The following is a 26395-nucleotide window of genomic DNA, read 5'->3' as shown; positions in this document are numbered from 1 at the left end:
TTCAACGGAGCGCTTTGCAGCTTCCATGATTAAGCCTGAAAGCAATTTTTTGTGAGAAAGTCGAAGTCGGACATGGTTTCTGGCTTTGGCTTTTTCTTGCTTAAGCAGTCAAGCGAATGATATGATAAACTCTATGTGAAATCATTTCGGGAGTGATTTGATGAGTAAGCGGGATTATTACGAAATCCTAGGCGTAAATAAAGACGCCTCGAAGGATGAAATTAAAAAAGCGTTTCGAAAACTGGCACGAAAATACCATCCCGATGTAAATAAAGATGCGGATGCGCCGGAAAAATTTAAAGAGGTCACAAAGGCCTACGAGACTTTAAGTGACCCTCAAAAAAGAGCGCAGTATGATCAATTTGGCGAGGCAGACCCGAATCAAGGAGGCTTTGGCGGAGCTCAAGGGTTCAGCGGTGCCGACTTTGGCGGGTTCGGCGATATCTTTGATCAAATTTTTAATGGCGGCGGTTCGAGACGCCGTGATCCTAATGCTCCGCGTCAGGGATCGGATCTGCAATACGAGATGTCAATTACCTTTGAAGAAGCCGCGTTCGGCAAAACTACCGATATCCGGATACCGAAGGAAGAAACATGTACGACTTGTCACGGAACCGGTGCGAAGCCGGGTACTAAGCCGGCACAATGTTCTCATTGTCACGGTACCGGGCAATTGAATCAGGAACAGAATACACCGTTTGGACGTATTGTGAATCGACGCGTTTGTCCGTACTGCCACGGCACCGGCAAGATTATTAAGAATCCATGCGGAACTTGTGCAGGCACAGGCAAGATGAAAGTGAACAAAAAGATCGAAGTCAAGATTCCTGCGGGTATTGACGACGGCCAGCAGATTCGTTTATCCGGTCATGGTGAACCAGGAGTGAACGGAGGACCGTCAGGAGATCTGTACATTGTATTCAGTGTCAAGCCGCATAAATATTACCAACGAGCCGGTGATGATGTCTTATTGGATGTTCCTTTGAATTTTGCCCAAGCAGCACTTGGCGATGAAATCGAAGTACCGACTCTGTATGGAAACGTGAAGCTGCGTATTCCTGCAGGAACTCAGACCGGCACCAAATTTCGCCTGAGAGGCAAGGGAATCAAGAATGTCAGAGGCTATGGTCAAGGCGATGAACATGTCACCGTTAAGGTTGTCACACCGAAGCATCTGTCCACTGAAGAAAAAGCAGTTTTCAAGAAACTTGCTGAACTTAGTGGAAATAAATTAAGTGAAGATGATGAAGGCATCCTTGGCAAGATGAAAAAAGTATTTAAGGCTGATTGATCACTCTTTTTAAGCAATGAATAAAAAATGAAACATCTACAAGGAGCGAATCCACTTACGCGATGAGATGGTCGGAAATTTGTATTCATACAACTGAAGAAGCGATCGAGTCGGTGACTAATGTTCTCTATGAAGCCGGCGCAGGCGGTGTCGTTATTGAAGATTCTCAGGATCTGCAAAAAACATTTCAATCCGATGACGGTGCGGAATATTCACTTGATCCCGCTGACTATCCGATTGAAGGCGTAAACGTAAAAGCGTATTTGCCTGTCAACAGCTTTCTTGGAGAAACGGTTGAAGAAATTAAGCAATCGCTGAACAACCTTCTTTTGTATGATATCGACATGGGTGATGGGCGTCTTACGTTCAGCGAGCATAATGAGGAAGAGTGGGCAACCGCTTGGAAAAAGTATTATAAACCGGTGCGTGTAGGTGAACATTTTTATATCGCTCCTACATGGGAAGAATTTCAACCGGATGATCCGAATCGAAAGGTGATTGAGCTTGACCCCGGAATGGCATTCGGTACAGGGACACATCCGACAACCGTGCTCTGTATTGAGGCACTTGAAAAATATTTGTCTGAACATGCTGAGGTGCTTGATGTCGGAACCGGCACCGGTGTATTGTCCATTGCGGCGGCAAAGTTGGGGGCAGCGAGGGTCACTGCAGTGGATTTGGATCAAGTAGCTGTTCAATCTGCCAAAATTAATGTCAAATTGAATAAAGTTCAAGATGTTGTTTCGGTCAGCCGCAACAACCTTTCTGACAATGTCGAAGGCAAGTATACCATTGTTGTTGCCAATCTTCTTGCCGAACTTGTGATCCGGTTGGCAGAAGGCGGAGTCGCAAATCTATTGCAAAAAGATGGCAAACTTATTGCTTCAGGCATCATCAGACCGAAAAAAGATCAAGTGGAAGAAGCACTTATTAAATCCGGATTGCGCGTGATCGAAGAATTGGACTCCGGTGACTGGGTTGCCCTCGTCGCTGAGAAGGCGAATTGAAATGCAGCGTTACTTTATTCCTGAGGATCATTTTACTGAAAATAAAGTTGTCATTACCGGTGATGATGCTCGTCATATTCAAAAGGTGATGCGCATGAAGCCTTCTGATCCGCTTATTTGTGCCAATAACAAAGGGGAAGCTTATCTTTGTTCTATTGAGAGCACTGATGAAGGACAGGTCTGCGCAATCATTAAGCAAAAAATGACGAACAATCCTGAGCTTCCCATTCAGGTGACCGTTGCTCAAGGCATACCCAAGGCCGATAAATTTGATACAATCATTCAAAAGGGGACGGAATGCGGCGCCTCCCTTTTTATCCCTTTTCAAGCCCAGCGATCAATAGCGCTTTGGAAAAAAGATAAAAAGGACAAAAAACGGCTTCGTCTGGAGAAAATCAGCAAGGAAGCCGCAGAACAATCTCATCGCCTGTATATTCCAAAGCTGAGCGAACCAATGGGCCTTGATCAATTGATCGCCCTTGGGACCTCCTACCCCTTTAAAATGGTTGCTTTTGAGGAGACGGCTAAATCCGGTGCACAGGCTGGATTTCCCACTCTATTGAAAAAGATGAGTAAAGGTGACCGACTGCTGGCAGTTATCGGCCCGGAAGGCGGTATTACTGTCGATGAGGCAAAGAAACTTGAAGATCATGGCTTTTTACTTTGCGGACTTGGTCCAAGAATATTGAGAACCGAGACGGCAGCAATCTATCTGTTGTCAGCAATTTCCTATCATTTTGAATTACTAAATTGTGAGGTGGATGATTAAAAATGCCCTCTGTTGCTTTTCACACTTTAGGATGCAAAGTCAATCATTACGAAACCGAAGCGATCTGGCAGCTTTTTAAGAAGAGCGGCTATGATCGTGCTGAATTTGAAAGACATGCAGATGTTTATGTCATTAATACATGCACGGTAACAAATACGGGCGACCAAAAAAGCCGACAGACGATTCGTCGTGCCATTCGCAACAATCCGGATGCTGTTATTTGCGTGACGGGCTGTTATGCTCAGACCTCACCTGCTGAAGTCATGTCTATACCCGGGGTAGATATTGTTGTCGGTACGCAAGACCGTAATCGCTTGCTTGGGTTCGTTGATCAGTACCGGAAAGATCGGGAACCGATTAACGGTGTAAGTGATATTATGAAAGCGAAAATTTACGAAGAATTGGATGTTCCCGAGTTTACGGATCGAACACGGGCATCACTGAAGATTCAAGAAGGATGCAATAACTTTTGCACATTTTGCGTGATTCCTTGGGCACGTGGACTTTTACGCTCCCGCGAACCTGAGAATGTGTTGAAGCAGGCACAGCAGCTGGTCGACGCCGGCTATAAGGAAATTGTTCTGACCGGAATACATACGGCAGGCTATGGCGAAGACATGGACAATTACAATTTCGCGCAGCTGCTGCGCGATTTAGAGAAGAATGTGCGCGGGTTGAAGCGTTTGAGAATCTCTTCAATTGAAGCGAGCCAAATCACTGATGAAGTGATTGATGTTGTGGGCAAATCAAAGATTCTGGCCAGACATCTTCATATTCCGCTTCAAGCAGGTTCGGACAGTGTGCTCGAGCGCATGCACCGCAAATACAAAACAGGTTTTTTTGCGGAGAAAATTGCGCGCTTGCGTGAAGCACTGCCTGATTTTGCTCTGACGTCGGATGTCATTGTCGGTTTTCCGGGAGAGACAGATGAAGAGTTTCAGGAAACCTATGATTTCATTCGGGATCTTCATTTCTCAGAACTCCATGTTTTTCCATATTCGCAGAGAACGGGTACGCCGGCAGCAGGCATGCCGGATCAAGTCCCTGATGAAGTCAAGCATGATCGTGTTAACCGCTTGATTGAATTGTCAACCAAACTTTCAGCGGACTATGCAGAAAAGTATCTTAATCAAGTGCTGGAAGTCATTCCGGAGGAACCCTTGAATCACCGCGAACCTGATGGTTATTTTGTAGGATTTACTGATAACTATCTAAAAGTGAAATTTAAATATCCATCTAAGGATATTGTTGGAAAATTGGTCCGTGTTAAGCTCATAAAAACAGGCTATCCAATAAATGAAGGTGTATATGTGCGCATTGCGGAAAATGAACCCTCAGAAGCAATGGGTTTAAGCTGACTTTTAAGCACATCTATTTACCTGCTGTAATCAAAACTTGCCAATCGGCAGGTTTTTTTCTTACAAGAAAAGAAAGTATATCGTTCTTCCTTGCTGGTACGATGATCAACGTCATAGGATACGGGTGGGCGATCAGGCAAGCAAGCACCCAATCTGAGAAATAGACGGAAAAATTCTGCTTATTTTACTCGTTAACTTAATGAAGGACCAAAATAATTTATGAAAATAGAACGGTCTTTTCAAGCACAAGGTTAATGATCAAAAACAATATTTGCAAAGGAGCTTTCAATAAAGGAGCTTTCGCTAAATACGCATGCGTCCTGTATGCAACGCGAAAGCCATCACGTCCTGTGAAAGTAAGGACCGGGCGCTTTTGCGCGGTTTTTCTTACAAGGAAAGAAAGTATATGATTTTCGCCAAAGCCAAAGGTTGTGAGCCAAACGCGCAGGTGCGAGACTCCTGCGGAGCGGCTCTGTTGATCGCAGGCCAGGGGAGACCCCGCAGGTATTAGTTTGCTTGAGGAGGCTCCCGGACTGCCCGCGGTCGCGCTCAGTTGATGCGAGCAACCGGAGCGTAATCAAAATCCGGCATGATTTAAGGACCGGGCGTTTTTGTGCCCGGTTTTTCTTATAATCGGGTGCGCTCCACCCAGCGACCGAACGGACCTGCCAGAGGCACAGCAATAAAACCAGTGATTAGGTTGAAAAGAACGGAGGCGTGAGCGAGGGCTGCTCGTCCGGTGCCGCCGATCATCATGGAATAGTCGGACATAAAGTGAATGAACGGAAAGAAGACGATAACGCTCAGGACATTGAAAAGAATATGAGTATATGCGGTCCATCGTCCTTCCCTTCCGGTTCCGAGACTTGCAATATAAGTTGTGAGACATGTGCCTACATTCGAGCCGAGCATGATTGCAATTGCAGCAGGAAGTGACAAAATATTGTGGTCTAAAAAGCCCATGCAAACAAGCAGGGTTGCGGAACTGGATTGTATGATCGCCGAAAATAGTGTGCCGACAATGACTGCGTAAATCATACTCTCGTTGGCATCGACAAGTAGATCGCGAATAAACGGCGATTGAACAAGAGTTTCAGATAAAGAACTGAAGCCGTTCATTGATGCAAACAGACAGCCGATGCCGAATAGGAAGGATCCAATCGAAAAAAAGCGGCGAAACGGCAGACACATGGTGAGCAATCCTGCTCCTAAAAAAACATAATGAATGGAACCAACAGGCAAAGCAGCAATTTCTCCGGTCAAGGTTGTGCCGATATTGGCGCCAAGAATAATACCGACACTTTGCGAAAAGCGCATCGCCTGTGCGCCGATTAAGCCGACAGTAATGATTGTCACGGCAGAGCTGCTCTGCAGCAGCATAGACGCAAATGTGCCGATCACAAGCCCCTTTAATGGCGTACTTGCGGCACGCTCAAGTGTTCGACGCATTCGGTTTCCTACCAATGCATGCATTCCGCCTGTCATGACACCCATACCGAATAAAAAAAGTAAAATATATAAAATAAAAAGAATAACCTGCTGATCCACGGTCGATCACCTCGTCCTATTGTATGGACAAGGGTAATCAGGAATGACAAAAAAATTTCTATGCAAAATAATTGACCTGAAAAAAGAATCGCTGGTTAGACCGACTGGCAAAAATAAATGAACAGCCTCAATTATTGATTAGATCAATGTATAATTTTAGAGAAGTATGGAAAAAACGCTTTCCTAAATTTGATAATTTGTTTTTTATCGTATATAATGGCAATTGACATAAAAGATGTCAGTTGAGTTGTTTTCGTTTTTGGAGGGAGGGAAACAAAGATGGTCGAGACAAGAGTTCGGAAGAATGAATCGATTGAAGATGCGCTGCGACGCTTTAAACGGTCGGTCTCTAAATCCGGTACATTAGCAGAAGTTAAGAAACGGAGAAATTACGAGAAACCAAGTGTTAAGCGTAAGAAGAAATCTGAGGCTGCGCGTAAAAAACGCCGCAGATATTAAGAGATTTGTTCAACAAAGGGAATTTGCTTATAAATGATTGCGATTTTCCCTGCGATTTGGACACTATCGAAAAAGGAGCACTACAAATGAGCCTTGTTGATCGTTTGACTACAGATATGAAACAAGCGATGAAAGCGAGGGAGAAAGCTCGTCTCTCGGTTATTCGCATGATCAAGACATCGCTGCAGAACGAATCGATCAAGCTTGGTAAACCATTGTCCGATGACGAGGCACTGGCGGTTCTGGCCCGAGAACTTAAGCAGAGGAAAGACTCCCTCCAAGAGTTTAAGAATGCAGGGCGACAGGATCTAGTTGATGAAGTCACCAATGAAATTGCAATTGTCCAATCTTATATGCCTGAACAGCTTTCTGAAGAGAAAGTTGCGGCCATTATAGATGAAACAATTTCGGAAGTCGGCGCTGCCTCCAAGGCAGATATCGGCAAAGTGATGAAAGCAGTCATGCCGAAAGTCAAAGGCCGGGCGGATGGCAGCATGATCAATAAAATCGTGCGCAGTAAATTAAGTTAAAAGAAAAAAGGAAGCTCTGTTTGTTAAAAAATGCAAACAGAGCTTTGTTTACATAAGCTCTTCTTTTTTGAAGCGCTTTGTATGGTGAACACAGGTAAAGACTGGCTGTGCCAGATTATGAATAGTTAGGGGATGAGTACATGCAATTAGATGCTTCAACAGTTGGGATATTAATTATTGCGGCACTTATCATTATCGCGATTGTCATTCTTTTCACTTTTGTACCGGTGATGCTGTGGATCTCGGCTTTGTCATCAGGGGTTCGTATCAGCATCTTTACATTGATCGGTATGAGGCTGAGGCGAGTTGTTCCAAGACGCGTCATCGATCCGCTGATCAAAGCGACCAAAGCAGGCCTTGATTTGCATACAAATCAACTAGAAAGTCATTATCTAGCCGGCGGCAACGTTGACCGTGTCGTCAACGCACTGATTGCTGCACATCGTGCGAATATTGCGCTGACCTTTGAACGTGCGGCGGCAATTGATCTGGCCGGACGAAATGTTCTTGAAGCGGTGCAGATGAGCGTCAATCCAAAAGTTATCGAAACACCGTATATTGCCGGCGTCGCCATTAACGGTATTGAAGTTAAAGTCAAGGCGCGAATTACCGTTCGTGCCAATATTGACCGTCTAGTCGGCGGTGCAGGCGAGGAAACGGTTGTTGCCCGTGTCGGCGAAGGCGTTGTCAGCACAATTGGTGCATCACATACTCATAAAGACGTTTTAAAAAATCCGGATACGATTTCAAAGACCGTGCTTGAAAAGGGTCTTGACGCAGGAACTGCTTTTGAAATTTTATCAATCGATATTGCCGATGTTGATGTCGGCAAGAATATTGGTGCTTTTCTGCAGACCGAACAAGCTGAAGCAGACAAAAACATTGCCCAAGCAAAGGCTGAAGAACGTCGCGCGATGGCTGTTGCCAATGAACAGGAAATGCGCGCGCGTGTCGAAGAGATGCGTGCTAAGGTTGTTGAGGCTGAGTCTGAGGTACCGCTTGCCATGGCATCTGCACTAAAATCGGGAAAATTAGGCGTCATGGATTACATGAATTACAATAATATCAAAGCAGATACGGAAATGCGTCACTCGTTTGGCAAAGAGAACAACAGCGACAATACATCAGGCGATGAGTATAAGTAACCGTTGCGATTCGTAAAGGAGGCGAGGCAATGGTTTGGGTTATCGGACTCGTCATATTGTTAGTTTTTTATGTAGCGAAGTCTGTTGAAAAGCAAAATGCTGAAGAACAAAAACGTCGTCAGGAACGCGGAAGGTCAGGAACTGCACGGCCTCAGGTTCAACGGACCGTACGACAACGTTCTGAGCCCAGCAGAACAGCACAGCGGAAATCTGATTCGGTAACTGAACAGGCATCTGCTGATATTCCCGCAGAAAATGAATTCATGAAGCAATATTATGAAACTAAGAAACGCATCGACCAGTCTTCTAGCAAAAAAGCAGCAGGCGGGATGCGAGATACACCGAGAACTTCTATATCTGGAAATTCTGGAACGGGATGGAGCCGGAATCAAGATGCGCTGCGCCAAGCCTTTATTTTTTCAGAATGCATTGGGAAACCGCGAGCCGTTCAACCGCATCCTTTTTTTGTGAAAAAACGAATACGTTAACCAATAACGATAAGATCCGCAGCCGAAATGGCTGACGGATCTTTTTAGTTATACAAGCTAAGAAAATATAAAGATCAAAAAAATAATATAAGGCGTAGCCAGGTCACACTCTCATCAGACTTTCTCGGCAATTTGGCAGATTCATAGTGCTAGCCGCCATTCTTTGCTCATAAGGTTGTAAAGAGGTGGAGAGAGATCATGAGAAAATGGAGCGCTCAGTTTAAAAAATGGTTTGCCGAAGTGTCCGACATTCCTGAAGATGTTGTATTGGGTGTGCCTCGTCTAACCTTAATCGGCCAGTTCCGTCTCTCCATAGAAAACTACGAAAGTGTTCTCGCGTTTTCAAAAACTGAACTGAGACTCGCACTGAGCAAAGGCGAGCTTCATATTGCGGGTGATGATTTTGTTCTGGAGACTATTTTAGAGAAAGAAATCGTTCTTCAAGGACAGGTGAATGATGTTCGATTTGTGGATAACTGAAGGGAGGCTGGCAGGTTGAAGCATACTTTTCATCGTGCAGAGGGCTATTTAAAAGCAGAGATCATTGGTAAAGATCCCGAAAAATTTATCCGCCTATGTATGCGCGAACACGTGAAAATATGGCATATTGTGCGCAAAAATGAGACAACCCTCATTTGTTTTATAGAACTTGCCGACTCGAATACTTTAAAGAAGTGGCTCAAGGCCTCGGATTGCCGAATTCGTATTCTTAGAAAAGCAGGCCTGCCCTTTTTTATGAAGAAAATAAAGCTGCGGTTGGGAATTACAGTGGGTTTTATATTCTTTATTCTGCTGCTGCTCATCCTTTCGAACATGGTGTGGTCGATCCGAATTGACGGCGCAGATGTTAAATTGGAGACGCAAATCCGCAGCATTCTGAAACAGAATCATTTATATGAGGGATCACTTGACCTGTTTATTCCAGATACCGGTCATCTTGAAAGCGCCTTGTCGACAAAATTGACTAAAGTGACATGGATCGGCGTTTCAAAGGAGGGTACCACCTATAAGGTCAGCGTTGTACAAAAGAAATATCCGAAGCCGAAATCGGTTGCAGGGCCAAGAAATCTTGTCGCAACCAAGCAAGCGGTTGTTCAGCGTTTATTTGTTGAAACCGGACAACCTGTTGTTGAAAGCGACCAATTTGTGAAAAAAGGCCAAGTATTAGTCAGCGGCAAGATTGGAAATGAGAAATTCTCTCGATTTGTTTCCGCAAAAGGAAAAGTAGTCGGGGAAACTTGGTATCATTCAGAAGCACAAATTCCGCTTGTCAGCCATTATACGCTTTATTCCGGCAACGTTTATTTTAAATATAAAGTAAAGATGTGGCAGGCACAGATACCGCTATGGGGAATCAAGTCTAAGCCCTTCAAGCAGTACGATCGTGAAACCACTAAAAAGCCGATTCGTTTTCTGATCTGGAAGACCCCCTTTGCGTTTATTCGGGAAGACTACAGACAAAAGAAGACAGTCGAACGTAAACTAACGCAGAAACAGGCAATCAAGGATGCTATTGAGTCTTCCGATAAAAAATTACTGGACAGCCTTCCAAAAGAATCGAAAATAATAACTTCTGCAGTCGATTATAAAAAAGTCGTGAATAACACTCTTTATATCCGAACGCACCAAGTCGTGAATGAGAACATTGCCGAATCTAAAGCAATTGATGTAAAAAAAGAGACGAAAAAAATGAAGCAGAAAACGGATTGACAAACGTGCATCCGTTTTTCTTTTGCGAGCCTTCGGAGATGTACATCAAAACGGATTGGAATTTAAACATCGAGATATGGTAAAATGATGGAAACGCTACTGATTTTTGAGGAGGACACATAGAGCTTGCCAGAACGCCATTTATATAAAATTACACTGGATTTTGAAAATGGAAACGAAGCGCTGATGCTTTTCGGACCAGGAGATGCACATTTAAAAATAATTGAACAGACACTTGGTATTTCAATTGTAACGCGAGGCGGATCAGTTAGTGTCTCAGCAGAGAGCGAGGCAGATGCACGTAAAGTTGAACAAGTGCTGAGTGCGCTTCTGAGCCTGATAAGAAGAGGAATCTCCATTACAGGGCGAGATGCGGTCTATGCGCTCAAAATGGCTGATAACGGCCAGTTGGAAGCCTTTGGCGGCTTATATGAGAATGAAATCACGACCAACAGCAAAGGAAAACCTATTCGTGTCAAAACACTTGGTCAAAAGCAATATGTTGAGGCAATCAGAAAACACGACATGGTGTTTGCTATTGGTCCAGCAGGAACAGGAAAAACATATTTGGCGGTCGTTATGGCGGTGACCGCAATGAAAGCGGGAAAAATCAAACGTCTCGTTTTAACAAGGCCGGCAGTGGAAGCCGGAGAAAGTCTTGGATTCCTTCCCGGAGATTTAAAAGAGAAGGTCGATCCGTATCTGCGGCCTCTGTACGATGCGCTTCACGACGTGCTGGGTTCGGAACACACACTCCGCTTAATTGAACGTGGGACAATTGAAGTAGCACCGCTTGCTTATATGCGAGGGCGGACCTTGGAAGATGCCTATGTCATCTTGGATGAGGCACAGAATACAACTCAGGAGCAAATGAAAATGTTCCTGACACGTCTTGGATTCGGCTCGAAAATGATTATTACAGGTGATGTGACCCAAGTGGACCTACCGAAGGGAAAAAAGTCAGGACTGAAGACGGCTAAAGAATTACTGGAACATGTCGATGGTATATCTTTTATTAATTTAAATCGCACTGATGTTGTAAGGCATCCGCTTGTGCAAAAAATTATTGAAGCATATGGCGACTGACTGTTGAAAGGACGTCTGATTCGCAATTGAGAAAGGCTCGTCCGGTTTGTTTGCCGGCTAAGCAGTGGAAACAAGTTGCGGAGGCGCAGCAATGACATCACAAATCCAATTCAAACAAAAAATAAAACGATTTGCTCTAACGTATCTAGCTGATTGGAGTATTCTGCTCATTGTCGGTCTCATTTTGTACGGGCTGATGATCGGCAGTGTCCTGCCCAAAAATCCGAATGTGAAGCTTCATGAAATAGCAACCACCGATATACAGTCGCCAATTGATACAGTAGATACTCAAGCAACGCATGCGAAACGGCAGGAAGCGATCGGATCAACACCGTCCGCCTACGCTTATAATAAAAATCTCGGGCTTATGCAGGTTGAAAAAGTCGGCGATCTGTTTGACACAATTGCGTCAGTAAAAAAGGAGCAAAAGATATCTGCTGATTCGGATCAGGATCAGATCAATACAGCGATTAAAATGATATCGGAACGTCTTTCAGATTCAGCTGATTCCCATTTATCAGACAATACACTGACTGCTCTGCTTACGGCATCGGACCATAATCTGCAAATTGCTGAGGATATTGCAAGCACCGGTATCTATGAAGCAATGAACGATAAAGTCGGTTGGAATGATCTGGAACGTGTTCAGGACAAAGCATCGGCCTCCTTGCCGTCCTCAGTATTGAACGACAGTATACGAGGTGCTTTGAACGATGTGCTGCATTCTTACATCACGGCTAATTATTCTTTTGATGCTAACGCGACAAAACAGAATAAACAGGAAGCTGCAAGAAACGTTGACAACGTGGTGATTCACCAAGGCGAGGTTATCGTAAAAAAGGGTGAACTGATTACAAATGATATGATACGTCAGCTTAAGCTGGTCGGCTTGCTTGATGATCATTTTAATATCATTCCTTTTGTCGGACTTCTCCTTTTCACCGGCTTTATTATGTTTATTTTTTGGTTCGAATATTATCGTTTTAAAGAGAAGCATCCGCAGTATTCAGTGAAATTTTTATATATCTATGCAATCATTTTTTCAGGAGCTGCCGCGCTCATAAAGCTTTGCAGCTATCTTAAACTCACCAATTTAACGGGGATCAGCTTTCTTGTGCCACTGGCCATGGCGTCACTGATGATACGAATTCTGCTCAATGAACGAATAGCCATTGTCTCAGGCTTTCTTCTTTCAGTGGTCGGCAGTGTCTTGTTCGGAATCAGTGCAAAGGCAGCAATTTTTGATTCGACATTAGGTATTTATTTATTCTTTTCTTCGCTGGCAGGTGCAATGGTTTTGCGGAAGCGCCAGGCCCGCCCGAAAATTATCCAAACCGGCGGGCTCATAGCCCTCGTGAATGTGCTCGTTGTTCTTTCATTATTAATGTTCCAAAACACACCGTTCTCACCGCTAAACACCGGCCTCAGCCTTGGTTTTGCTGCATTATCTGGTTTTCTATCGGCAATCCTTACGAATGGTTTGATGCCTCTATTTGAAACAGGATTCAGCATTCTCTCGCCGATTCGTTTGATCGAGTTGTCAAATCCGAATCATCCGCTGCTCAGAAAGATATTGATTGAAGCACCGGGAACTTATCATCACAGTCTCATGGTAGCTAATTTAGCGGAACGTGCGTGCGAAGTCATTGGAGCAAATGGTTTGCTTGCCCGTGTTGCAGCGTATTATCATGATGTAGGCAAAACGAAACGGCCGAAATTTTTCGTTGAAAATCAGATGGACGGGGTCAATCCCCATGACAAAATTTCGCCGCAACTCAGCCGCACGATTATTATTTCTCATCCCTATGATGGGGCTGATATTTTGCGCCAATATCGTATGCCCAAAGAAATCATTGACATTGCTGAGCAGCATCACGGAACCACTTTGCTGAAATATTTTTATGTGAAAGCGCAGGAACAAAGTGATAAGCCGATAGATGAAAGTGAATTTCGATATCCGGGTCCTAAAGTACAGACGAAGGAAGCTGCAGTTGTCGAACTTGCCGACAGTATAGAGGCTGCTGTTCGTGCCATGAAAAAACCAAATCCGGTTAAGGTAAACAATCTTGTGAAAAGCATTTTTAATGATCGATTGAGCGACGGTCAGTTTGATGAATGCAAAATTACATTGAAAGAGCTGAAAAGTGTGGAGAAATCGATCGATGAAACACTGAGAGGTGTTTACCATTCCCGTATTGAATATCCCAAAGACCTCAAAATGAAAAAGGTGAACACAAAATGACAATGACAATTGATATGCATGATGAAACTGGAGAAATTAATGAAAAAGTACAAGAAAGTGTGATCGGTCTTCTTGATCACGCAGCAGATTATTTGGATTTAGAGGGCGAAATTGAGTGTTCGCTCACGTTTGTTGATAATGAACGAATTCAGGTTATTAACCGCGACTATCGCGGAATTGACCGTCCAACCGATGTGATCTCATTTGCACTTGAAGAAATGGGAGAGGATGAGGTGCCGATTCTGCCTGAAGAAGGAGAACCAAGAGTACTTGGAGATATTATTATTTCGGTTGAGCGCACTCATGAACAGGCAGCTGAATATAATCATTCATTTGAACGTGAACTTGGCTTTCTCGTGATTCATGGCTTGCTTCACTTACTCGGCTATGATCATCAAACTAAGGAACAGGAGAAAGAAATGTTTGGCATTCAGGAAACTATTCTCTCCTCGTTCGGATTAAGCAGGAATTAAGATGAACGGCCATCATCCTCGGAGACACAAACATCTTGTTGAGAGTTTTAAGGATGCAATATCCGGTTTCATTCTTGCATTTGTGCAGGAACGGAATATTCATATTCAGATTTTCGCTGCGGTTGCTGTTGTTATCTTTTCGATCATCATTCATGTGTCGCCAATTGAATTAATGATTGTGTTTCTCTTAATTGGCGGAGTGATCAGCCTGGAGCTTGTTAACACGGCTATTGAGCGGGTTGTCGACTTGGTTACGCAAGAGCAGCATCCGATGGCTAAGGCTGCTAAGGACGCAGCAGCCGCTGCTGTCTGGTGGTTCTCGGTTGTTTCAGTAGCCGTATTTATCGTTATTGTTGTGAATAAGTTAACGTAAAAATAATAGGAGTGTGTAAATAGATGGATGACAAAAAGCTTGTTTCACTTGCCCGCGGGGCGATGCAGATGGCTTATGTGCCATATTCTCATTATCAAGTTGGCGCCGCTCTGCTCACAAAATCGGGTAGAGTGTTTACCGGATGCAATATTGAAAATGCTGCATATTCGGTATGCAATTGCGCCGAACGAACAGCAATCTTTAAAGCATTTTCAGAGGGGGAACATGATTATACGGCTATTGCAGTGATTGCTGAAAGTCGCCGCCCTGTGCCTCCGTGCGGCGCGTGCAGACAAGTCATGAGTGAATTGTGTCCAGCTGACATGCGTGTTATTTTGGCGAACACAGAAGGTATTACAGAAATCACCACGGTTGCTCAGCTGCTGCCAGGTGCATTCGTATCGGAGGACATGAAATGAGTAAGGTATTTAAATCAGGATTTGCAGCCATTGTCGGTCGGCCGAACGTAGGGAAATCAACCTTGCTGAACCGTGTACTCGGACAGAAAATTGCAATTATGAGTGATAAAGCGCAGACAACACGAAATAAGATTCACGGTATTTACACGACCGATGACGAGCAAGTTGTATTTATCGACACACCGGGTATACATAAACCGAAGCACAAGCTTGGACAGATGATGACCTCGCTTGCACTTGCTACATTGAATGAAGTAGATCTTGTACTATTTCTTATTGATGCTGAGCAAGGCTATGGGCGAGGCGATCAGTTTATTATTGATTTTTTGAAAAAGACAGATGCACCTGTATTTCTAATTGTCAATAAAATTGATAAAGTGCACCCGGACGAGTTGCTGCCCCTTATTGATCGTTATCGTCAGCTCTATTCTTTTAAAGAAATTATACCGATCTCAGCGCTTCAAGGCCAAAATGTCACAACACTCATGGATCAAATCAGCCATTATCTTCCAGAAGGTCCAAAGTATTATCCCGATGATCAGGTTACCGATCATCCGGAACGTTTTATTGTCGCGGAATTAATACGTGAGAAGATTCTGCATCTGACCCGTGATGAAGTGCCGCATGCCATCGCTGTTGTCATTGACAAAATGAAAGTGGATGAGAAGTGGCATCTTACAGAAATTCAAGCAACAATTATGGTTGAACGATCTTCTCAAAAAGGGATTATTATTGGAAGGTCAGGCAGTATGCTAAAGGAAATCGGAACGTTGGCACGTAAGGAGATTGAAGCCTTAATTGGATCCAAAGTTTTCCTGGAGCTGTGGGTAAAGGTGGATAAGAATTGGCGCGATAAAGAAGAGGAACTCAAGAACTTCGGCTACACAATTCAAGATGATTAATGGGTACCCACTCATCCATAACTTAATTGACAATCATTTCTTCACATGTTTCTGCGCTTTTCGTCCACGCTATTAGTGAGGAGAAAAGATGGGAAGGATGAGAAACATGTTGGATCTCAGTTGGAAGTTATTTTGTATGACAGGAACGATTGGATCTTACCTTTTGATTAAAGAAATAGAAAAGGACAAAGGCGAAGAGCAAACTCAGCCGGACTGCAGGATGGATGAAATGAAGGAACATGCCGGGGCTTAAGCAGGCAATCGGCCAGTAATAGGGAAGATGTGATCACGATGATGTCCAAAGCGGAAGGCATTATCATTCGTACTACCGATTATGGAGAAACCAATAAAATAGTAACGCTATACACAAAAGAGTTCGGCAAAATCGGGTTAATGGCGAGAGGAGCCAAAAAACCGAAAAATCCGCTTTCCGCGGTGAGTCAAGTTCTCTTCTACGGCCTCTGCCTTTTTAGTAAAAGCAGAGGCCTTGGCGTGCTTTATCAAGCTGAAACGCTGAATCCGTTCCGATCAATAAGAGAGAATATTGAGAAGATGGGACATGCTGCAGTGATTTTAGAACTCACAGACCGGCTCACAGAAGACGGCCGCCCTTCACAAGGCCATTATCATCTACTGCGTGATACACTACTTCTGATGGAAAAAGGTACTGATCCCGCTGTGCTGTCATCGATGTATGCATTGAAAATGATGCCTCTTGCCGGAATTGATCCTGAGTTGGGGCGTTGCATACATTGCGGCAATAAAAAAGAACATTATCTTTTTTCTATTTCTGAAGGCGGTTTTCTGTGTGCAGATTGTGCGAAATTGGATGAATACGCTCTTGTTATGAGCCGGACGGTTCAAAAATTACTGCCGTTAATACGCGCCGTGCCTCTCGACAGATTAGGAAAAGTCTCTTTAAAAGCAAAAACTATTGGCGAGATCGTATCAATCATATATGCTTATTATGAGCAAAACGCAGGCATTAAACTTCGTTCGAGACGTTTTATCGAACAATTATCTAAATTTGATCAGATGAATGATTAACGATTAAACAGAGGTTCGAAAACAATTGGGGAGGGGACTGTTTTGGATCTATCTGATCGACAACATAAAATTATAGACATTGTCAAAAATCAGGCACCAATTACTGGAGAACAAATTGCAGAACATTTAAAAGTAACACGTGCAACGCTTAGGCCGGATTTGGCTATTCTTACGATGTCCGGATTTCTTGAAGCACGCCCGAGAGTAGGTTACTTTTACACAGGCCAAACGTCAGAAACCATTCTTTCTGAAGAAATTGCCAAGCTTAAAGTCAAGAATTTTCATTCCTCCCCCGTTGTCATAACTGAAAATGCATCTGCATACAGAGCAGTGTGTGAGATGTTTGTTGAGGACGTCGGATCATTGTTTGTGGTTAATGATGACGGATTATTAGCAGGGGTCCTATCAAGAAAGGATTTACTGAGAACTGCAATTGGTTCGCAGGACATGAATCAGGTTCCGGTCAGTGTCATTATGTCGCGAATGCCGAACATTGCCTACTGTAAACATACCGATACAGTCTTGGATGTTGCTTTGCTGCTGATTACGAAAGAAATTGATGCTGTTCCTGTTGTGCGTCCAAAAGCGAATGGATTTGAGGTTATCGGCCGCATGACGAAAACAAATATCACAAAGGCTTTTGTAAGCCTTGCGAATAATGGCAATCTCAAAAAATAAATAAAAAAAACTCGCCGATTGGCGGGCTAAATTTTTGACGCCGGTTCATGTTTAAACTTTCTTTTTGAAGATTAAATGCTGTTTCGTTACACTATCCTCACTCAATTTTTGCCGCGTGAGGAAGAATTAATTACATAGTTATTCAAGGTTTTCTGAGCAATTGATTAATAGTCCGCCGCCTTGTCTATTATAATGAAATTTATTAATAAGAAAAAAAGAAAATGGTTTTCTCTGTCTTAATAATCAAATTTAGTTTATAATAATATCTTGTTGTCCTCTACTTTATTCGACAATTTGTGACATTATTTAAAATATAAAAACATAAAAGTACATGCAGGATTTTTGGCAGGAAATAGAGAATGCTTAATATGATGAAAAAAATCATGTTATTTGTCGATGCAGATGCATGTCCTGTAAAAAAAGAAACAATAATGATTGCGCGCTCGTTTGGTTTGGAACCCGTTTTTGTCGCTTCCTATGCCAGTTATTCACTGGACAGGGAGGGAACATGGGTATTTGTCGATCAAGAAAAGGAAGCTGCCGATCTATATATTGTGAATCATGTATCTGCTAATGATGTTGTCATAACCCAAGATATGGGGCTTGCCGGATTGCTTACCAAACGCCGTGTTTTTGTTCTGAACATACGCGGTCTATTGATTGATGAGCGCAACGTGAATATGCTGCTTGAACGCAGGTATCAGGCATATCAAGCATTAAATGCCGGAAAAAAAGTGAGGGGACCTCGACCATTTACGAGTCAAAACCGGAAATATTTTTCCGAAGCTTTAACAAAACTGTTATGCCAACTCGATCATTAGGATATAAATAAGTAAGAATGCTGGTGGTGCATGCCTTTTGCAACTTCAGGAACATGTAATTGAAAAGATTAGGAAATCTCTGGATATTGTTGATGTAATTGGCAGCTATGTGCAGTTAAAAAAGCAAGGAACGAATTATACCGGTCTTTGCCCATTCCATTCTGAACGTACACCTTCTTTTTCCGTATCGCCGGATAAGCAGCTTTATCACTGTTTCGGGTGCGGAGCCGGAGGCAATTTGTTCACATTCATTATGGAAATCGAAGGTATGTCTTTCTCGGAAGCCGCCCAATCTCTTGCGGATCGTGCGAATATTGATTTAGGGCCTTCTTTTGCGAAAAATGATCGTCCGAATCCAAACGATCAAAAGAAGAAACAAATCACCGAAGGATTGGAACTGTTAACAAAATTTTATCATTATTTACTTACAACTGCAAAGTATGGCTCGCCGGGAATTAAATATCTTAAGGAACGTGGATTTACGTCTGAAATGATCGAACGATTCCGTATTGGCTACGCAGTTGAAAGTTGGGATGCTGTTACGAAACTGCTTCAGAAGAGAGGCATCCGCCTTGAATTGATGGAGCATGTTGGTTTGATTAAGAAACGCGGTTTCGACAACAAATATTTTGATCGGTTTCGAAACCGAATTATTTTTCCGATTTTCAATATGAGAGGCAAAACGGTTGCCTTTGGTGGGCGGACACTCGGAGAGGATAAACCCAAATATTTGAATTCGCCTGAATCTGATGTCTTTCATAAAGGCAATATACTTTATGGCTATCATTTGGCTAGGCAGGAAATTCGTAAAAACAGTCTGGCAGTGCTTCTTGAAGGCTATGTTGATGTTGTGCGCGCACATCAAGCAGGGGTAACCTGCAGCGTTGCATCGATGGGGACTTCTCTAACGGAGGCACAAGCAGCGGCACTGACGCGAATGGCTGATACAATCATTATCTGCTATGACTCAGATACTGCAGGTATTGAAGCCAGCTTTCGAGCAGCCGAGATGCTTCAGAAAAATGGTAAAGTCATAAAAATAGCAACGATGCCGGAAGGTATGGACCCCGATGACTACATTCGCAAGTTTGGCGGCGATCGATTTAAAAGTGATGTAATAGGGGCAAGTCAAACACTGATGACTTTCAAAATGAACTATCTCCGGAGAAAAAGGAATCTAAGTGATGAAGGAGATCGCCTCCTCTATATTGAAGATGTATTGAGAGAATTGACTGCTCAGCATCGTGCAGTCGAACGCGATCACTATCTTAGATTGCTTTCGGAGGAATTTTCAATTTCTCTTGATTCCTTGAAAAAACAGCTGCACCAGATGAGCGTCATGGTACAAAGGCGGGAAAAGAAAATTGCGCATACCGCACCGCTTGTCCGGAGCAATCGGATCCCACCTGCCTATGAGATGGCGGAGCGAAGACTGCTCGCAAGAATGATGAGAAGCAGGGAGATTTCCGATCAAGTTCAGGATACAATAGGCGGTTCTTTTACCAATGATATCCATCAAGCCCTGGCTGCGTATCTTTATGCTTACTATGCACAAGGAAATCCACCGGATGAAGGACTTTTTCTGCAAAAGCTGGAAGATCCGGCGCTGCAACGCAAGGTTACGGAGCTGTCCTTGATGCCGATGAGTGATCAGGTGGATGAGAGGGAAATTGAAGATTGTATTCGTCAAGTCATCAGGCATTCTAAATCGTCACTGGTTGCGGATAAGGAAGAGCAGAGAAAAAAAGCCGAGCAAAGCGGAAATTATGAACTTGCTGCCCGGTTGCTGTCCGAGATGATCAGTGTGAAGAAAAAGTTAGGCCATTATCAAGCGGAAGATGATTAGGATTTGGAAGGAGGGGGTCAAATGGCTGGAAAAGTCAGCAAGACGGATCAAGAATTAACAGTGGACCAGGAGAAAGAACAACTACTTGAACTTGGCAAAAAAAGAGGTTCTCTCACCTACCAGGAAATCACGACCCGACTTGCTCCATTTGATCAGGAACCGGAACAAATGGATGAATTTTATGAGGCTCTTGCCGATCAAGGTATTGATGTCTCGGATGAATCTGAAGGACCGGCTTCCGGTGAAAAGCATAAAGAAGAGGAATTTGATCTGAACGATCTCAGCGTTCCCCCGGGTGTCAAAATTAACGACCCCGTTAGAATGTATCTAAAAGAAATCGGGCGTGTTGATCTTTTGTCTGCGGATGAGGAGATTACGCTGGCAAAACGTATCAATGACGGCGACGAAAGCGCAAAGCGGAGACTAGCTGAAGCAAATCTTCGACTTGTAGTCAGTATTGCAAAACGCTATGTTGGCCGAGGAATGCTTTTTCTCGATCTTATTCAAGAAGGCAATATGGGCTTAATGAAAGCCGTTGAAAAATTTGATTATACAAAGGGTTTTAAATTCAGTACGTATGCTACATGGTGGATTCGTCAAGCAATTACTCGGGCGATCGCTGATCAAGCGCGAACCATTCGTATTCCGGTGCACATGGTGGAAACCATTAATAAACTGATTCGGGTTCAGAGGCAGCAGCTTCAGGATTTGGGGCGCGAACCAACACCTGAAGAAATTGGCAAAGAAATGGAACTGTCACCGGATAAAGTGCGAGAAATTTTGAAAATTGCGCAGGAGCCGGTTTCGCTTGAAACGCCGATCGGCGAAGAAGACGACTCGCATTTAGGTGATTTTATTGAAGACCAGGATGCGAAAGCACCTTCTGACGCGGCTGCTTATGAGCTGTTAAAAGAACAATTAGAAGACGTTCTCGATACACTCACAGATCGCGAGGAAAATGTACTGCGGCTGCGATTCGGTCTTGATGACGGACGAACACGGACATTGGAAGAAGTCGGCAAGGTGTTCGGAGTCACAAGGGAACGTATCCGTCAGATCGAAGCTAAAGCATTGCGCAAGCTCCGCCATCCAAGCAGAAGCAAACAATTGAAGGATTTTCTTGACTGAGCGGTTGCTCCCATCGGGGGGCATTTTTTTTAGCCTAGATCACGAATTTCAACGATCTCTTTGTCATTTATTTTAAAGAGTTTAACAGGAAGATGCAAATAGTAATTGGATTAATTTGGAAAAGGTAGCGGTTAAATATACCTTTTTCTTTTATTTTAATATAAAATGAAAACGTTATCAAATTTTATTCAACATCATATTTTTTTTCAGATGAACTTGAATTGGGGTTTTTAAGCGTTTGTGATACGATAACTGTTGGTATAGTGATGAAAAATATAAGGATTGTGATTATGGATACGATACATTTATCTCCTCGATTGGAAGCAGTACTTCAATTTATTTCTAAGTCTTCATGCTTAGCAGACATCGGATCGGATCACGCACATTTACCTTGCCGAGCCATTCAAGATGGCCGAGCGGCAAAAGCCATTGCCGGCGAGGTGCGTTCAGAACCGCTTCATCAATCGACATCAAATATCGCGGCTCTTGGTTTTCAAAAGTACATTGATGTCCGACTTGGAGACGGTCTTGATGTCATCCGTGAACCTGGCGAAGCAGATACAATTGTCATTGCCGGAATGGGCGGCGAACTGATTACGGATATTTTGGAACGCGGTAAAGAGAAAATCGGTAAAGAAACCGTCTTAATTTTGCAGCCTAATATTCGGGAAGCACGCGTCCGAAATTGGTTGAATGAAAATGGATGGACAATTGTAAATGAAACGATTGTTGATGAATCGCCGCATATCTATGAAATCATTAAGGCAAGGCAAGAGACGGCTGTACGAAAGCTTTCCGAGCTTGAATTGAAAATGGGCCCGATTCTGTCCTCAAGAAAAGAATCAGTTTTTCTTAAGAAATGGAAAAAACGGGAGCAACGGTTAATCGGAATTTTACAGGCACTCAGCCAGGCAGAACAAACGGCTGAACTTGCTCGAAAAAAGAAAGAAAGCGAACGCGAGCTGCATTTAATCCGAATGTGTCTGAGCGAGAATTAGACTTTTTTGAAAAAGGAGCGGTTGAGTTGGAAAAATGGATATCCGGAGAGCGGCTGATTCAGCGTTTTGAAGAATGGGCACCTAAAAAGCTAGCCTATGAAAAAGATAAAATTGGTGTCTTGGTCGGCAGCTTGCATAAAAAAGTAAAACGTGTCATGGTTACGCTCGACGTACTAGAGAATGTTGCGGATGAAGCGGCTGAAAAACATGTCGATCTGATCATTGCTCATCACCCGCTCATCTTTCATCCGCTTAACTATGTTCGTTCTGACGAAGGACAGGGAAAAATTGTCACCAAATGTGTAAAACACGATATTGCTGTTTATGCAGCACACACCAATCTCGATATTGCAGAGGGAGGAGTGAACGATATGTTAGCTGCTCAGCTTGGACTGACGGATACCGAGATACTTCAGCCTACTTATCATGAGCCTCTTTATCAAATCACTGTATACGCCCCGGAAAGCCATGCTGAAGCGATTCGGCAAGTTCTGGGCGATGCAGGTGCCGGAGAGATCGGCTGTTACAGCAGCTGTAGCTTCAGTGTGAAGGGAACAGGCACATTTCTGCCCCAATCAGGCGCACAGCCTTTTCTAGGGAAGATAGGACAAGCTGAGAAGGCGGAGGAAGAACGAATTGAAGCAATCGCACCAGATCATTTGCTGCAATCAATCATTTCTAAAATGATCAAAGCACATCCATATGAGGAGCCGGTCTATCAGGCCATTCCATTAAAAAATGAAGGGAAAGCATATGGACTTGGAAGAATTGGAAAGCTTCCTGAAGCTTTGCCTTTTGAAACCTATTGCCAAATTGTGAAAAAGCAGCTTGGCCTCGAAGGTCTCCGGGCAATCGGACCTGCAGATGCTAAGGTAAGAACCATTGCAATTTCTGGAGGCGATGGAAACAGCTTGATTCCCTATGCCAAGTATCGCGGAGCAGATGTTTTGATTACAGGTGACATCTATTACCATACGGCCCATGACGCGCTGCTGTGCGGCTTGAACGTCATTGATGCCGGACATTATATTGAATCTGTAATGAAGCAAGGTGTTCATGACTATTTAACTAAAGTGATTGCAGAAGAAAAATGCGACACAGAGGTACTTGTTTCAGAATCGGTCACCAACCCGTTTCATTTTGTTGTATAAGCAGCAATAAAAGAACTGAGAGATAGAATCTGAGTTGAAACTGCAAAAAAAAGCAGGGAGATCCGTTTAAAAACGGAATTCCCTGCTTTTCGAATTTATCTTTTTTTTAAGTGTTTCACTTTGACTTTTGGTAAAATATTTTTGTTTTTTGCTGCTTGGCTGTCTGTCGACCATGTATCGGGATTATCCGGATCGTACTGATCGAGAAAGAGGATGACTTCTTTTGTCAACTGTGTCGGTGTTGATGCACCGGCAGTTACCGCAACTGTTTCTACGCCTTTCAGCCAGTCGAGCTGAAGTTCTGAGAGATCGGCAATACGGAATGCACGTGTATGAGCAATTTCTTTGGAAACTTGTGCAAGTCGATTTGAATTATTGCTGCGTGGATCGCCAACGACAATCAGCAAATCTGCTTCCTTTGCTTGAGAGGCAACCGCTTCCTGACGTGTTTGTGTTGCTCGGCAGATCTCGTTGCAATTTTCCGCCTGCGGATATTTCGTTTTGATATAATTCATGATATCCATTACGTCCCATTGGCTCATAGTTGTTTGATTTGTGATCAGGATCTTGTCCGTATTCAGGTGAAGCTGATCGACATCCTCGAGCGTTTCAACGAGATGAACAGAGTCAGGAGCAACACCAATCGCTCCCTCCGGCTCCGGATGTCCTTTTTTCCCGATATAAATCACATGATATCCATCTTTTTTCTTTTCTTCGATCAAATCATGTGTCTTTGTAACATCAGGGCATGTTGCATCGATTGATGTAAGACCTTTTTTTTCTGCTACCTGCCGTACTTCCGGTGAAACTCCATGAGCCGTAAAAATGACCGTACCATGATCGATTTCATCCAGTAGTTCAATTCGTTTCTTCCCACGGACATCCAGCGTGATCACTCCGTCTTCTTTCAACGCCTCGGTAACATGATGATTATGGACAATCATCCCAAGTATATATATCGGCCTCGGCAGGTCTGGATTCATCGCAGCTTGTCTCGCAATGACCAGAGCGTCGACAACGCCGTAACAATAGCCTCGCGGCGAGACTTTTATAACGTTCATGCCATTCTCCCCGTTCTGCAATACATGCAATAATTGGATTTACTCAATTATTATAAATGAGGTGGGATGCGAACACAATGAATCCGCAGTCGCTAGATATACATCCGCGGTACGGACGGCTTGGTTGGCAGGCTTTCACTATTCAATAAAGAATCAGGGGCATTGGTTTTGACTGAACCGGCCGCTGTCTGCTCATTTGTTGTGTTTTCATGATTTAATTGTTCTGTTTTATGAATGGTGCTGTTCGAATGATTATCTAATTTCGTATCGGAAGCAGCAGTTGGCGTATCCAATTGTTCTGTTGTGTCTGATTTGTCCGTTTCGGTGCTTGCTGTGTCTCCCTGCATTCCCTTCAACGCGCTTAAGATGGCTGGAGCGTTCTTAACGAGCGGCCCGAACTGTTGAATCATTGGCAGAACGGTTTGGGCGGTCTGAATCGCTTTTTGAGCATTTGTGATCATTCCCAGCAAATTCAGACTTCCCGTTGTACCGGCAGCGCTGGGGGAAAGAAATGAAGCGATTAATCCGCTTAGACCACCGGTTCCTTGAGGTGCAGGTACGGGAACCGGCGGTGCCTGTGCGGGCATTCTTGGAAAAATTGGCGGGAAACCGCGGGTAGGAGTCATGGGTGGAGTGCTGGTTGTTGGGGAATTCCAGTAGAATGGCTGCTCGTGCCCATGCTCAAACGGTGGCATATTGATTCCTTCCTTTCTTTAGTAGGTATTAAGTGTTCCGATAGCTCAAAAAATTTGTGGTGTTTCAAACATCTGTCCATTTAATGTAATGATAAAAGACGAGATACTAGCTGATATTTAGTTTATGTTGTGCCGCCTATTCGGTGACAGCCTCTACAGCGGATCCTTTGCAAAGCATTCGAATCGCCATATGTGGTAAAATAGCGAAGGAAAAAGGAGGGGTTGTCTGTGCTGAAAATTGGATCGCATGTTCATATGTCCGGTGCTAAGATGCTTCTTGGTGCCAGTGAAGAGGCAGTGTCATTCGGAGAAAATGTAATGATGATTTATACAGGTGCACCACAGAATACAGTGAGAAAGCCGATCGAGAAATTAAATATTGAGGCGGGGAGAAAACATATGGAGGAAAACGGCGTGGAAGAAGTCGTCGTTCATGCTCCGTATATCATTAATATAGCGAATACGGTAAAGCCGGAAACATTCGCACTAGGGGTTTCATTCCTGCGCAAAGAAATTGATCGGGCGGAAGCGCTTGGTGCAAAACAAATTGTTCTGCATCCTGGCGCACATGTTGGAGCTGGTGTGGATGCGGGAATTAATAAAATTGTTGAAGGTTTGAACGAAGTTCTTGAAGCACGAGACACCGTGCAAATCGCTTTAGAAACAATGGCAGGCAAAGGCAGCGAATGTGGATTTCGATTTGAACATCTTGCTCGAATCATCGATGAAGTCCGTTTGAACGAGAAACTCTCCATTTGCTTTGATACATGCCATACCAATGATGCAGGTTATCCGGTTGCAGAGGATTTTGACGGCGTTCTTAGCGAGTTTGATCAGATCATCGGTGTTAACCGGATTAAAGTCGTACATGTGAATGACAGCAAAAATGCTGAGGGATCGCATAAGGACCGTCATGAAAATATCGGTCTAGGTACCATCGGTTTTAATACACTCAATTATATTGTGCACCACCCACAGCTTGAAGCATTGCCGAAAATTTTGGAAACACCTTATGTGGGTGTGGATAAGAAAAGCAAAAAACCGCCTTATAAATATGAAATCGACATGTTTAAAAACCAGAAATTTAATGAATCATTGATACAGGATATTGAAGCAGGAAACTAATGATCTCCAACCTTTTAGAAACAATTCCGGAGTCCTTACTAAGGA

The 26395-nt window shown here is 43.6% G+C and carries 28 protein-coding genes; 25 read left to right on the top strand and 3 right to left on the bottom strand.

The window, feature by feature from the left end; all coding sequences use genetic code 11:
• The first annotated feature begins 160 nt into the window (after window positions 1–160).
• The 4 genes from dnaJ (at window position 161) to mtaB (ending at window position 4425) form a co-directional block, all read left to right on the top strand.
• Window positions 161–1291, top strand: a complete 1131-nt coding sequence (gene dnaJ, locus NOM01_RS00435) for a molecular chaperone DnaJ (protein ID WP_255745428.1) — start codon at window positions 161–163, stop codon at window positions 1289–1291.
• 62 nt (window positions 1292–1353) lie between these two features.
• Window positions 1354–2298, top strand: a complete 945-nt coding sequence (prmA, locus tag NOM01_RS00430) for a 50S ribosomal protein L11 methyltransferase (protein ID WP_255745427.1) — start codon at window positions 1354–1356, stop codon at window positions 2296–2298.
• A gap of 1 nt (window position 2299) precedes the next feature.
• Window positions 2300–3067, top strand: coding sequence for a 16S rRNA (uracil(1498)-N(3))-methyltransferase (locus NOM01_RS00425; RefSeq protein WP_255745426.1), 768 nt, complete (start codon window positions 2300–2302; stop codon window positions 3065–3067).
• Between the two features lie 2 nt (window positions 3068–3069).
• Window positions 3070–4425: a tRNA (N(6)-L-threonylcarbamoyladenosine(37)-C(2))-methylthiotransferase MtaB gene (gene mtaB, locus NOM01_RS00420; RefSeq protein WP_255745424.1), complete on the top strand. Its 1356-nt coding sequence runs from the start codon at window positions 3070–3072 to the stop codon at window positions 4423–4425.
• A gap of 627 nt (window positions 4426–5052) precedes the next feature.
• Here mtaB and NOM01_RS00415 read toward each other — a convergent pair.
• Entirely contained in the window at window positions 5053–5973 is a 921-nt protein-coding gene (locus NOM01_RS00415) for a Na/Pi symporter (protein ID WP_255745422.1), read from the bottom strand.
• 279 nt (window positions 5974–6252) lie between these two features.
• Here NOM01_RS00415 and rpsU point away from each other — a divergent pair, with 279 nt between their 5' ends.
• The 20 genes from rpsU (at window position 6253) to NOM01_RS00315 (ending at window position 23469) form a co-directional block, all read left to right on the top strand.
• On the top strand, window positions 6253–6432 hold the full coding sequence (rpsU, locus tag NOM01_RS00410; protein ID WP_010025726.1) for a 30S ribosomal protein S21: 180 nt from the start codon (window positions 6253–6255) through the stop codon (window positions 6430–6432).
• An 86-nt stretch (window positions 6433–6518) separates the two neighbouring features.
• The gene (locus tag NOM01_RS00405; protein WP_255745420.1) at window positions 6519–6962 is read left to right on the top strand and encodes a GatB/YqeY domain-containing protein; all 444 of its coding nucleotides are present in this window, start codon (window positions 6519–6521) and stop codon (window positions 6960–6962) included.
• 140 nt (window positions 6963–7102) lie between these two features.
• Window positions 7103–8107 carry a flotillin-like protein FloA gene (floA, locus tag NOM01_RS00400; RefSeq protein ID WP_255745419.1) on the top strand — a complete coding sequence of 335 codons (1005 nt, stop codon included), beginning with the start codon at window positions 7103–7105 and terminating at the stop codon, window positions 8105–8107.
• Between the two features lie 29 nt (window positions 8108–8136).
• Entirely contained in the window at window positions 8137–8595 is a 459-nt protein-coding gene (locus NOM01_RS00395) for a hypothetical protein (protein WP_255745417.1), read from the top strand.
• A 198-nt stretch (window positions 8596–8793) separates the two neighbouring features.
• Entirely contained in the window at window positions 8794–9075 is a 282-nt protein-coding gene (gene yqfC / locus NOM01_RS00390; RefSeq protein ID WP_255745416.1) for a sporulation protein YqfC, read from the top strand.
• 15 nt (window positions 9076–9090) lie between these two features.
• The gene (gene yqfD, locus NOM01_RS00385) at window positions 9091–10305 is read left to right on the top strand and encodes a sporulation protein YqfD (RefSeq protein ID WP_255745415.1); all 1215 of its coding nucleotides are present in this window, start codon (window positions 9091–9093) and stop codon (window positions 10303–10305) included.
• 126 nt (window positions 10306–10431) lie between these two features.
• Window positions 10432–11391, top strand: a complete 960-nt coding sequence (locus NOM01_RS00380) for a PhoH family protein (protein ID WP_255745414.1) — start codon at window positions 10432–10434, stop codon at window positions 11389–11391.
• Window positions 11392–11482: 91 nt separating this feature from the next.
• Window positions 11483–13633: an HD family phosphohydrolase gene (locus NOM01_RS00375; RefSeq protein ID WP_255745412.1), complete on the top strand. Its 2151-nt coding sequence runs from the start codon at window positions 11483–11485 to the stop codon at window positions 13631–13633.
• Window positions 13630–14106 carry an rRNA maturation RNase YbeY gene (ybeY, locus tag NOM01_RS00370; RefSeq protein ID WP_255745411.1) on the top strand — a complete coding sequence of 159 codons (477 nt, stop codon included), beginning with the start codon at window positions 13630–13632 and terminating at the stop codon, window positions 14104–14106. Before NOM01_RS00375 ends, ybeY begins: the two co-directional genes overlap by 4 nt.
• 1 nt (window position 14107) lies before the next feature.
• Window positions 14108–14479: a diacylglycerol kinase family protein gene (locus NOM01_RS00365; protein WP_255745410.1), complete on the top strand. Its 372-nt coding sequence runs from the start codon at window positions 14108–14110 to the stop codon at window positions 14477–14479.
• A gap of 23 nt (window positions 14480–14502) precedes the next feature.
• Window positions 14503–14898 (top strand): cytidine deaminase, encoded by a 396-nt coding sequence (locus NOM01_RS00360; protein ID WP_255745408.1) that lies wholly within the window; start codon window positions 14503–14505, stop codon window positions 14896–14898.
• Window positions 14895–15800: a GTPase Era gene (gene era / locus NOM01_RS00355; protein WP_255745406.1), complete on the top strand. Its 906-nt coding sequence runs from the start codon at window positions 14895–14897 to the stop codon at window positions 15798–15800. Before NOM01_RS00360 ends, era begins: the two co-directional genes overlap by 4 nt.
• Window positions 15801–15906: 106 nt before the next feature.
• Window positions 15907–16053, top strand: coding sequence for a YqzL family protein (locus NOM01_RS00350; protein WP_255745404.1), 147 nt, complete (start codon window positions 15907–15909; stop codon window positions 16051–16053).
• A 38-nt stretch (window positions 16054–16091) separates the two neighbouring features.
• Window positions 16092–16847, top strand: a complete 756-nt coding sequence (recO, locus tag NOM01_RS00345) for a DNA repair protein RecO (protein WP_255745402.1) — start codon at window positions 16092–16094, stop codon at window positions 16845–16847.
• Window positions 16848–16889: 42 nt separating this feature from the next.
• The gene (gene ccpN, locus NOM01_RS00340) at window positions 16890–17525 is read left to right on the top strand and encodes a transcriptional regulator CcpN (protein WP_255745400.1); all 636 of its coding nucleotides are present in this window, start codon (window positions 16890–16892) and stop codon (window positions 17523–17525) included.
• A gap of 371 nt (window positions 17526–17896) precedes the next feature.
• Window positions 17897–18346 carry a YaiI/YqxD family protein gene (locus NOM01_RS00335; protein WP_255745398.1) on the top strand — a complete coding sequence of 150 codons (450 nt, stop codon included), beginning with the start codon at window positions 17897–17899 and terminating at the stop codon, window positions 18344–18346.
• A 37-nt stretch (window positions 18347–18383) separates the two neighbouring features.
• Window positions 18384–20192: a DNA primase gene (gene dnaG / locus NOM01_RS00330; protein WP_255745396.1), complete on the top strand. Its 1809-nt coding sequence runs from the start codon at window positions 18384–18386 to the stop codon at window positions 20190–20192.
• A 21-nt stretch (window positions 20193–20213) separates the two neighbouring features.
• On the top strand, window positions 20214–21320 hold the full coding sequence (rpoD, locus tag NOM01_RS00325; protein ID WP_255745394.1) for an RNA polymerase sigma factor RpoD: 1107 nt from the start codon (window positions 20214–20216) through the stop codon (window positions 21318–21320).
• A 290-nt stretch (window positions 21321–21610) separates the two neighbouring features.
• Complete coding sequence (locus NOM01_RS00320; protein ID WP_255745392.1) at window positions 21611–22318, top strand: tRNA (adenine(22)-N(1))-methyltransferase; 708 nt, start codon at window positions 21611–21613, stop codon at window positions 22316–22318.
• Window positions 22319–22344: 26 nt separating this feature from the next.
• Window positions 22345–23469, top strand: coding sequence for a Nif3-like dinuclear metal center hexameric protein (locus NOM01_RS00315; RefSeq protein ID WP_255745390.1), 1125 nt, complete (start codon window positions 22345–22347; stop codon window positions 23467–23469).
• Window positions 23470–23564: 95 nt separating this feature from the next.
• On the opposite strand, the gene NOM01_RS00310 is transcribed toward NOM01_RS00315, so the two are convergent.
• A complete protein-coding gene (locus tag NOM01_RS00310; protein ID WP_255745388.1) occupies window positions 23565–24530 on the bottom strand; it encodes a 4-hydroxy-3-methylbut-2-enyl diphosphate reductase in 966 nt (321 codons plus the stop codon).
• A gap of 92 nt (window positions 24531–24622) precedes the next feature.
• Window positions 24623–25225, bottom strand: coding sequence for a YqfQ family protein (locus NOM01_RS00305; RefSeq protein ID WP_255745387.1), 603 nt, complete (start codon window positions 25223–25225; stop codon window positions 24623–24625).
• 228 nt (window positions 25226–25453) lie between these two features.
• On the opposite strand from NOM01_RS00305, the gene NOM01_RS00300 reads away from it, so the two are divergent.
• Window positions 25454–26350 carry a deoxyribonuclease IV gene (locus NOM01_RS00300; protein ID WP_255745386.1) on the top strand — a complete coding sequence of 299 codons (897 nt, stop codon included), beginning with the start codon at window positions 25454–25456 and terminating at the stop codon, window positions 26348–26350.
• Window positions 26351–26395 lie beyond the last annotated feature (45 nt).

The sequence above is a fragment of the Sporolactobacillus sp. STSJ-5 genome (assembly GCF_024385605.1).
Lineage (GTDB): Bacteria > Bacillota > Bacilli > Bacillales > Sporolactobacillaceae > Sporolactobacillus.
The sequence above is the reverse complement of the archived record's forward strand: the minus strand, read 5'-3'. Positions and strand labels throughout refer to the sequence as shown.

Excerpts from the sequence above, each read along its gene's own strand:
- dnaJ (WP_255745428.1), top strand. The coding sequence starts at position 161 with ATGAGTAAGCGGGATTATTACGAAATCCTAGGCGTAAATAAAGACGCC.
- prmA (WP_255745427.1), top strand. The coding sequence starts at position 1,354 with ATGAGATGGTCGGAAATTTGTATTCATACAACTGAAGAAGCGATCGAG.
- NOM01_RS00425 (WP_255745426.1), top strand. The coding sequence starts at position 2,300 with ATGCAGCGTTACTTTATTCCTGAGGATCATTTTACTGAAAATAAAGTT.
- mtaB (WP_255745424.1), top strand. The coding sequence starts at position 3,070 with ATGCCCTCTGTTGCTTTTCACACTTTAGGATGCAAAGTCAATCATTAC.
- rpsU (WP_010025726.1), top strand. The coding sequence starts at position 6,253 with ATGGTCGAGACAAGAGTTCGGAAGAATGAATCGATTGAAGATGCGCTG.
- NOM01_RS00405 (WP_255745420.1), top strand. The coding sequence starts at position 6,519 with ATGAGCCTTGTTGATCGTTTGACTACAGATATGAAACAAGCGATGAAA.
- floA (WP_255745419.1), top strand. The coding sequence starts at position 7,103 with ATGCAATTAGATGCTTCAACAGTTGGGATATTAATTATTGCGGCACTT.
- NOM01_RS00395 (WP_255745417.1), top strand. The coding sequence starts at position 8,137 with ATGGTTTGGGTTATCGGACTCGTCATATTGTTAGTTTTTTATGTAGCG.
- yqfC (WP_255745416.1), top strand. The coding sequence starts at position 8,794 with ATGAGAAAATGGAGCGCTCAGTTTAAAAAATGGTTTGCCGAAGTGTCC.
- NOM01_RS00375 (WP_255745412.1), top strand. The coding sequence starts at position 11,483 with ATGACATCACAAATCCAATTCAAACAAAAAATAAAACGATTTGCTCTA.
- ybeY (WP_255745411.1), top strand. The coding sequence starts at position 13,630 with ATGACAATGACAATTGATATGCATGATGAAACTGGAGAAATTAATGAA.
- NOM01_RS00365 (WP_255745410.1), top strand. The coding sequence starts at position 14,108 with ATGAACGGCCATCATCCTCGGAGACACAAACATCTTGTTGAGAGTTTT.
- NOM01_RS00360 (WP_255745408.1), top strand. The coding sequence starts at position 14,503 with ATGGATGACAAAAAGCTTGTTTCACTTGCCCGCGGGGCGATGCAGATG.
- era (WP_255745406.1), top strand. The coding sequence starts at position 14,895 with ATGAGTAAGGTATTTAAATCAGGATTTGCAGCCATTGTCGGTCGGCCG.
- NOM01_RS00350 (WP_255745404.1), top strand. The coding sequence starts at position 15,907 with ATGTTGGATCTCAGTTGGAAGTTATTTTGTATGACAGGAACGATTGGA.
- recO (WP_255745402.1), top strand. The coding sequence starts at position 16,092 with ATGATGTCCAAAGCGGAAGGCATTATCATTCGTACTACCGATTATGGA.
- NOM01_RS00335 (WP_255745398.1), top strand. The coding sequence starts at position 17,897 with ATGAAAAAAATCATGTTATTTGTCGATGCAGATGCATGTCCTGTAAAA.
- rpoD (WP_255745394.1), top strand. The coding sequence starts at position 20,214 with ATGGCTGGAAAAGTCAGCAAGACGGATCAAGAATTAACAGTGGACCAG.
- NOM01_RS00320 (WP_255745392.1), top strand. The coding sequence starts at position 21,611 with ATGGATACGATACATTTATCTCCTCGATTGGAAGCAGTACTTCAATTT.
- NOM01_RS00310 (WP_255745388.1), bottom strand. The coding sequence starts at position 24,530 with ATGAACGTTATAAAAGTCTCGCCGCGAGGCTATTGTTACGGCGTTGTC.
- NOM01_RS00305 (WP_255745387.1), bottom strand. The coding sequence starts at position 25,225 with ATGCCACCGTTTGAGCATGGGCACGAGCAGCCATTCTACTGGAATTCC.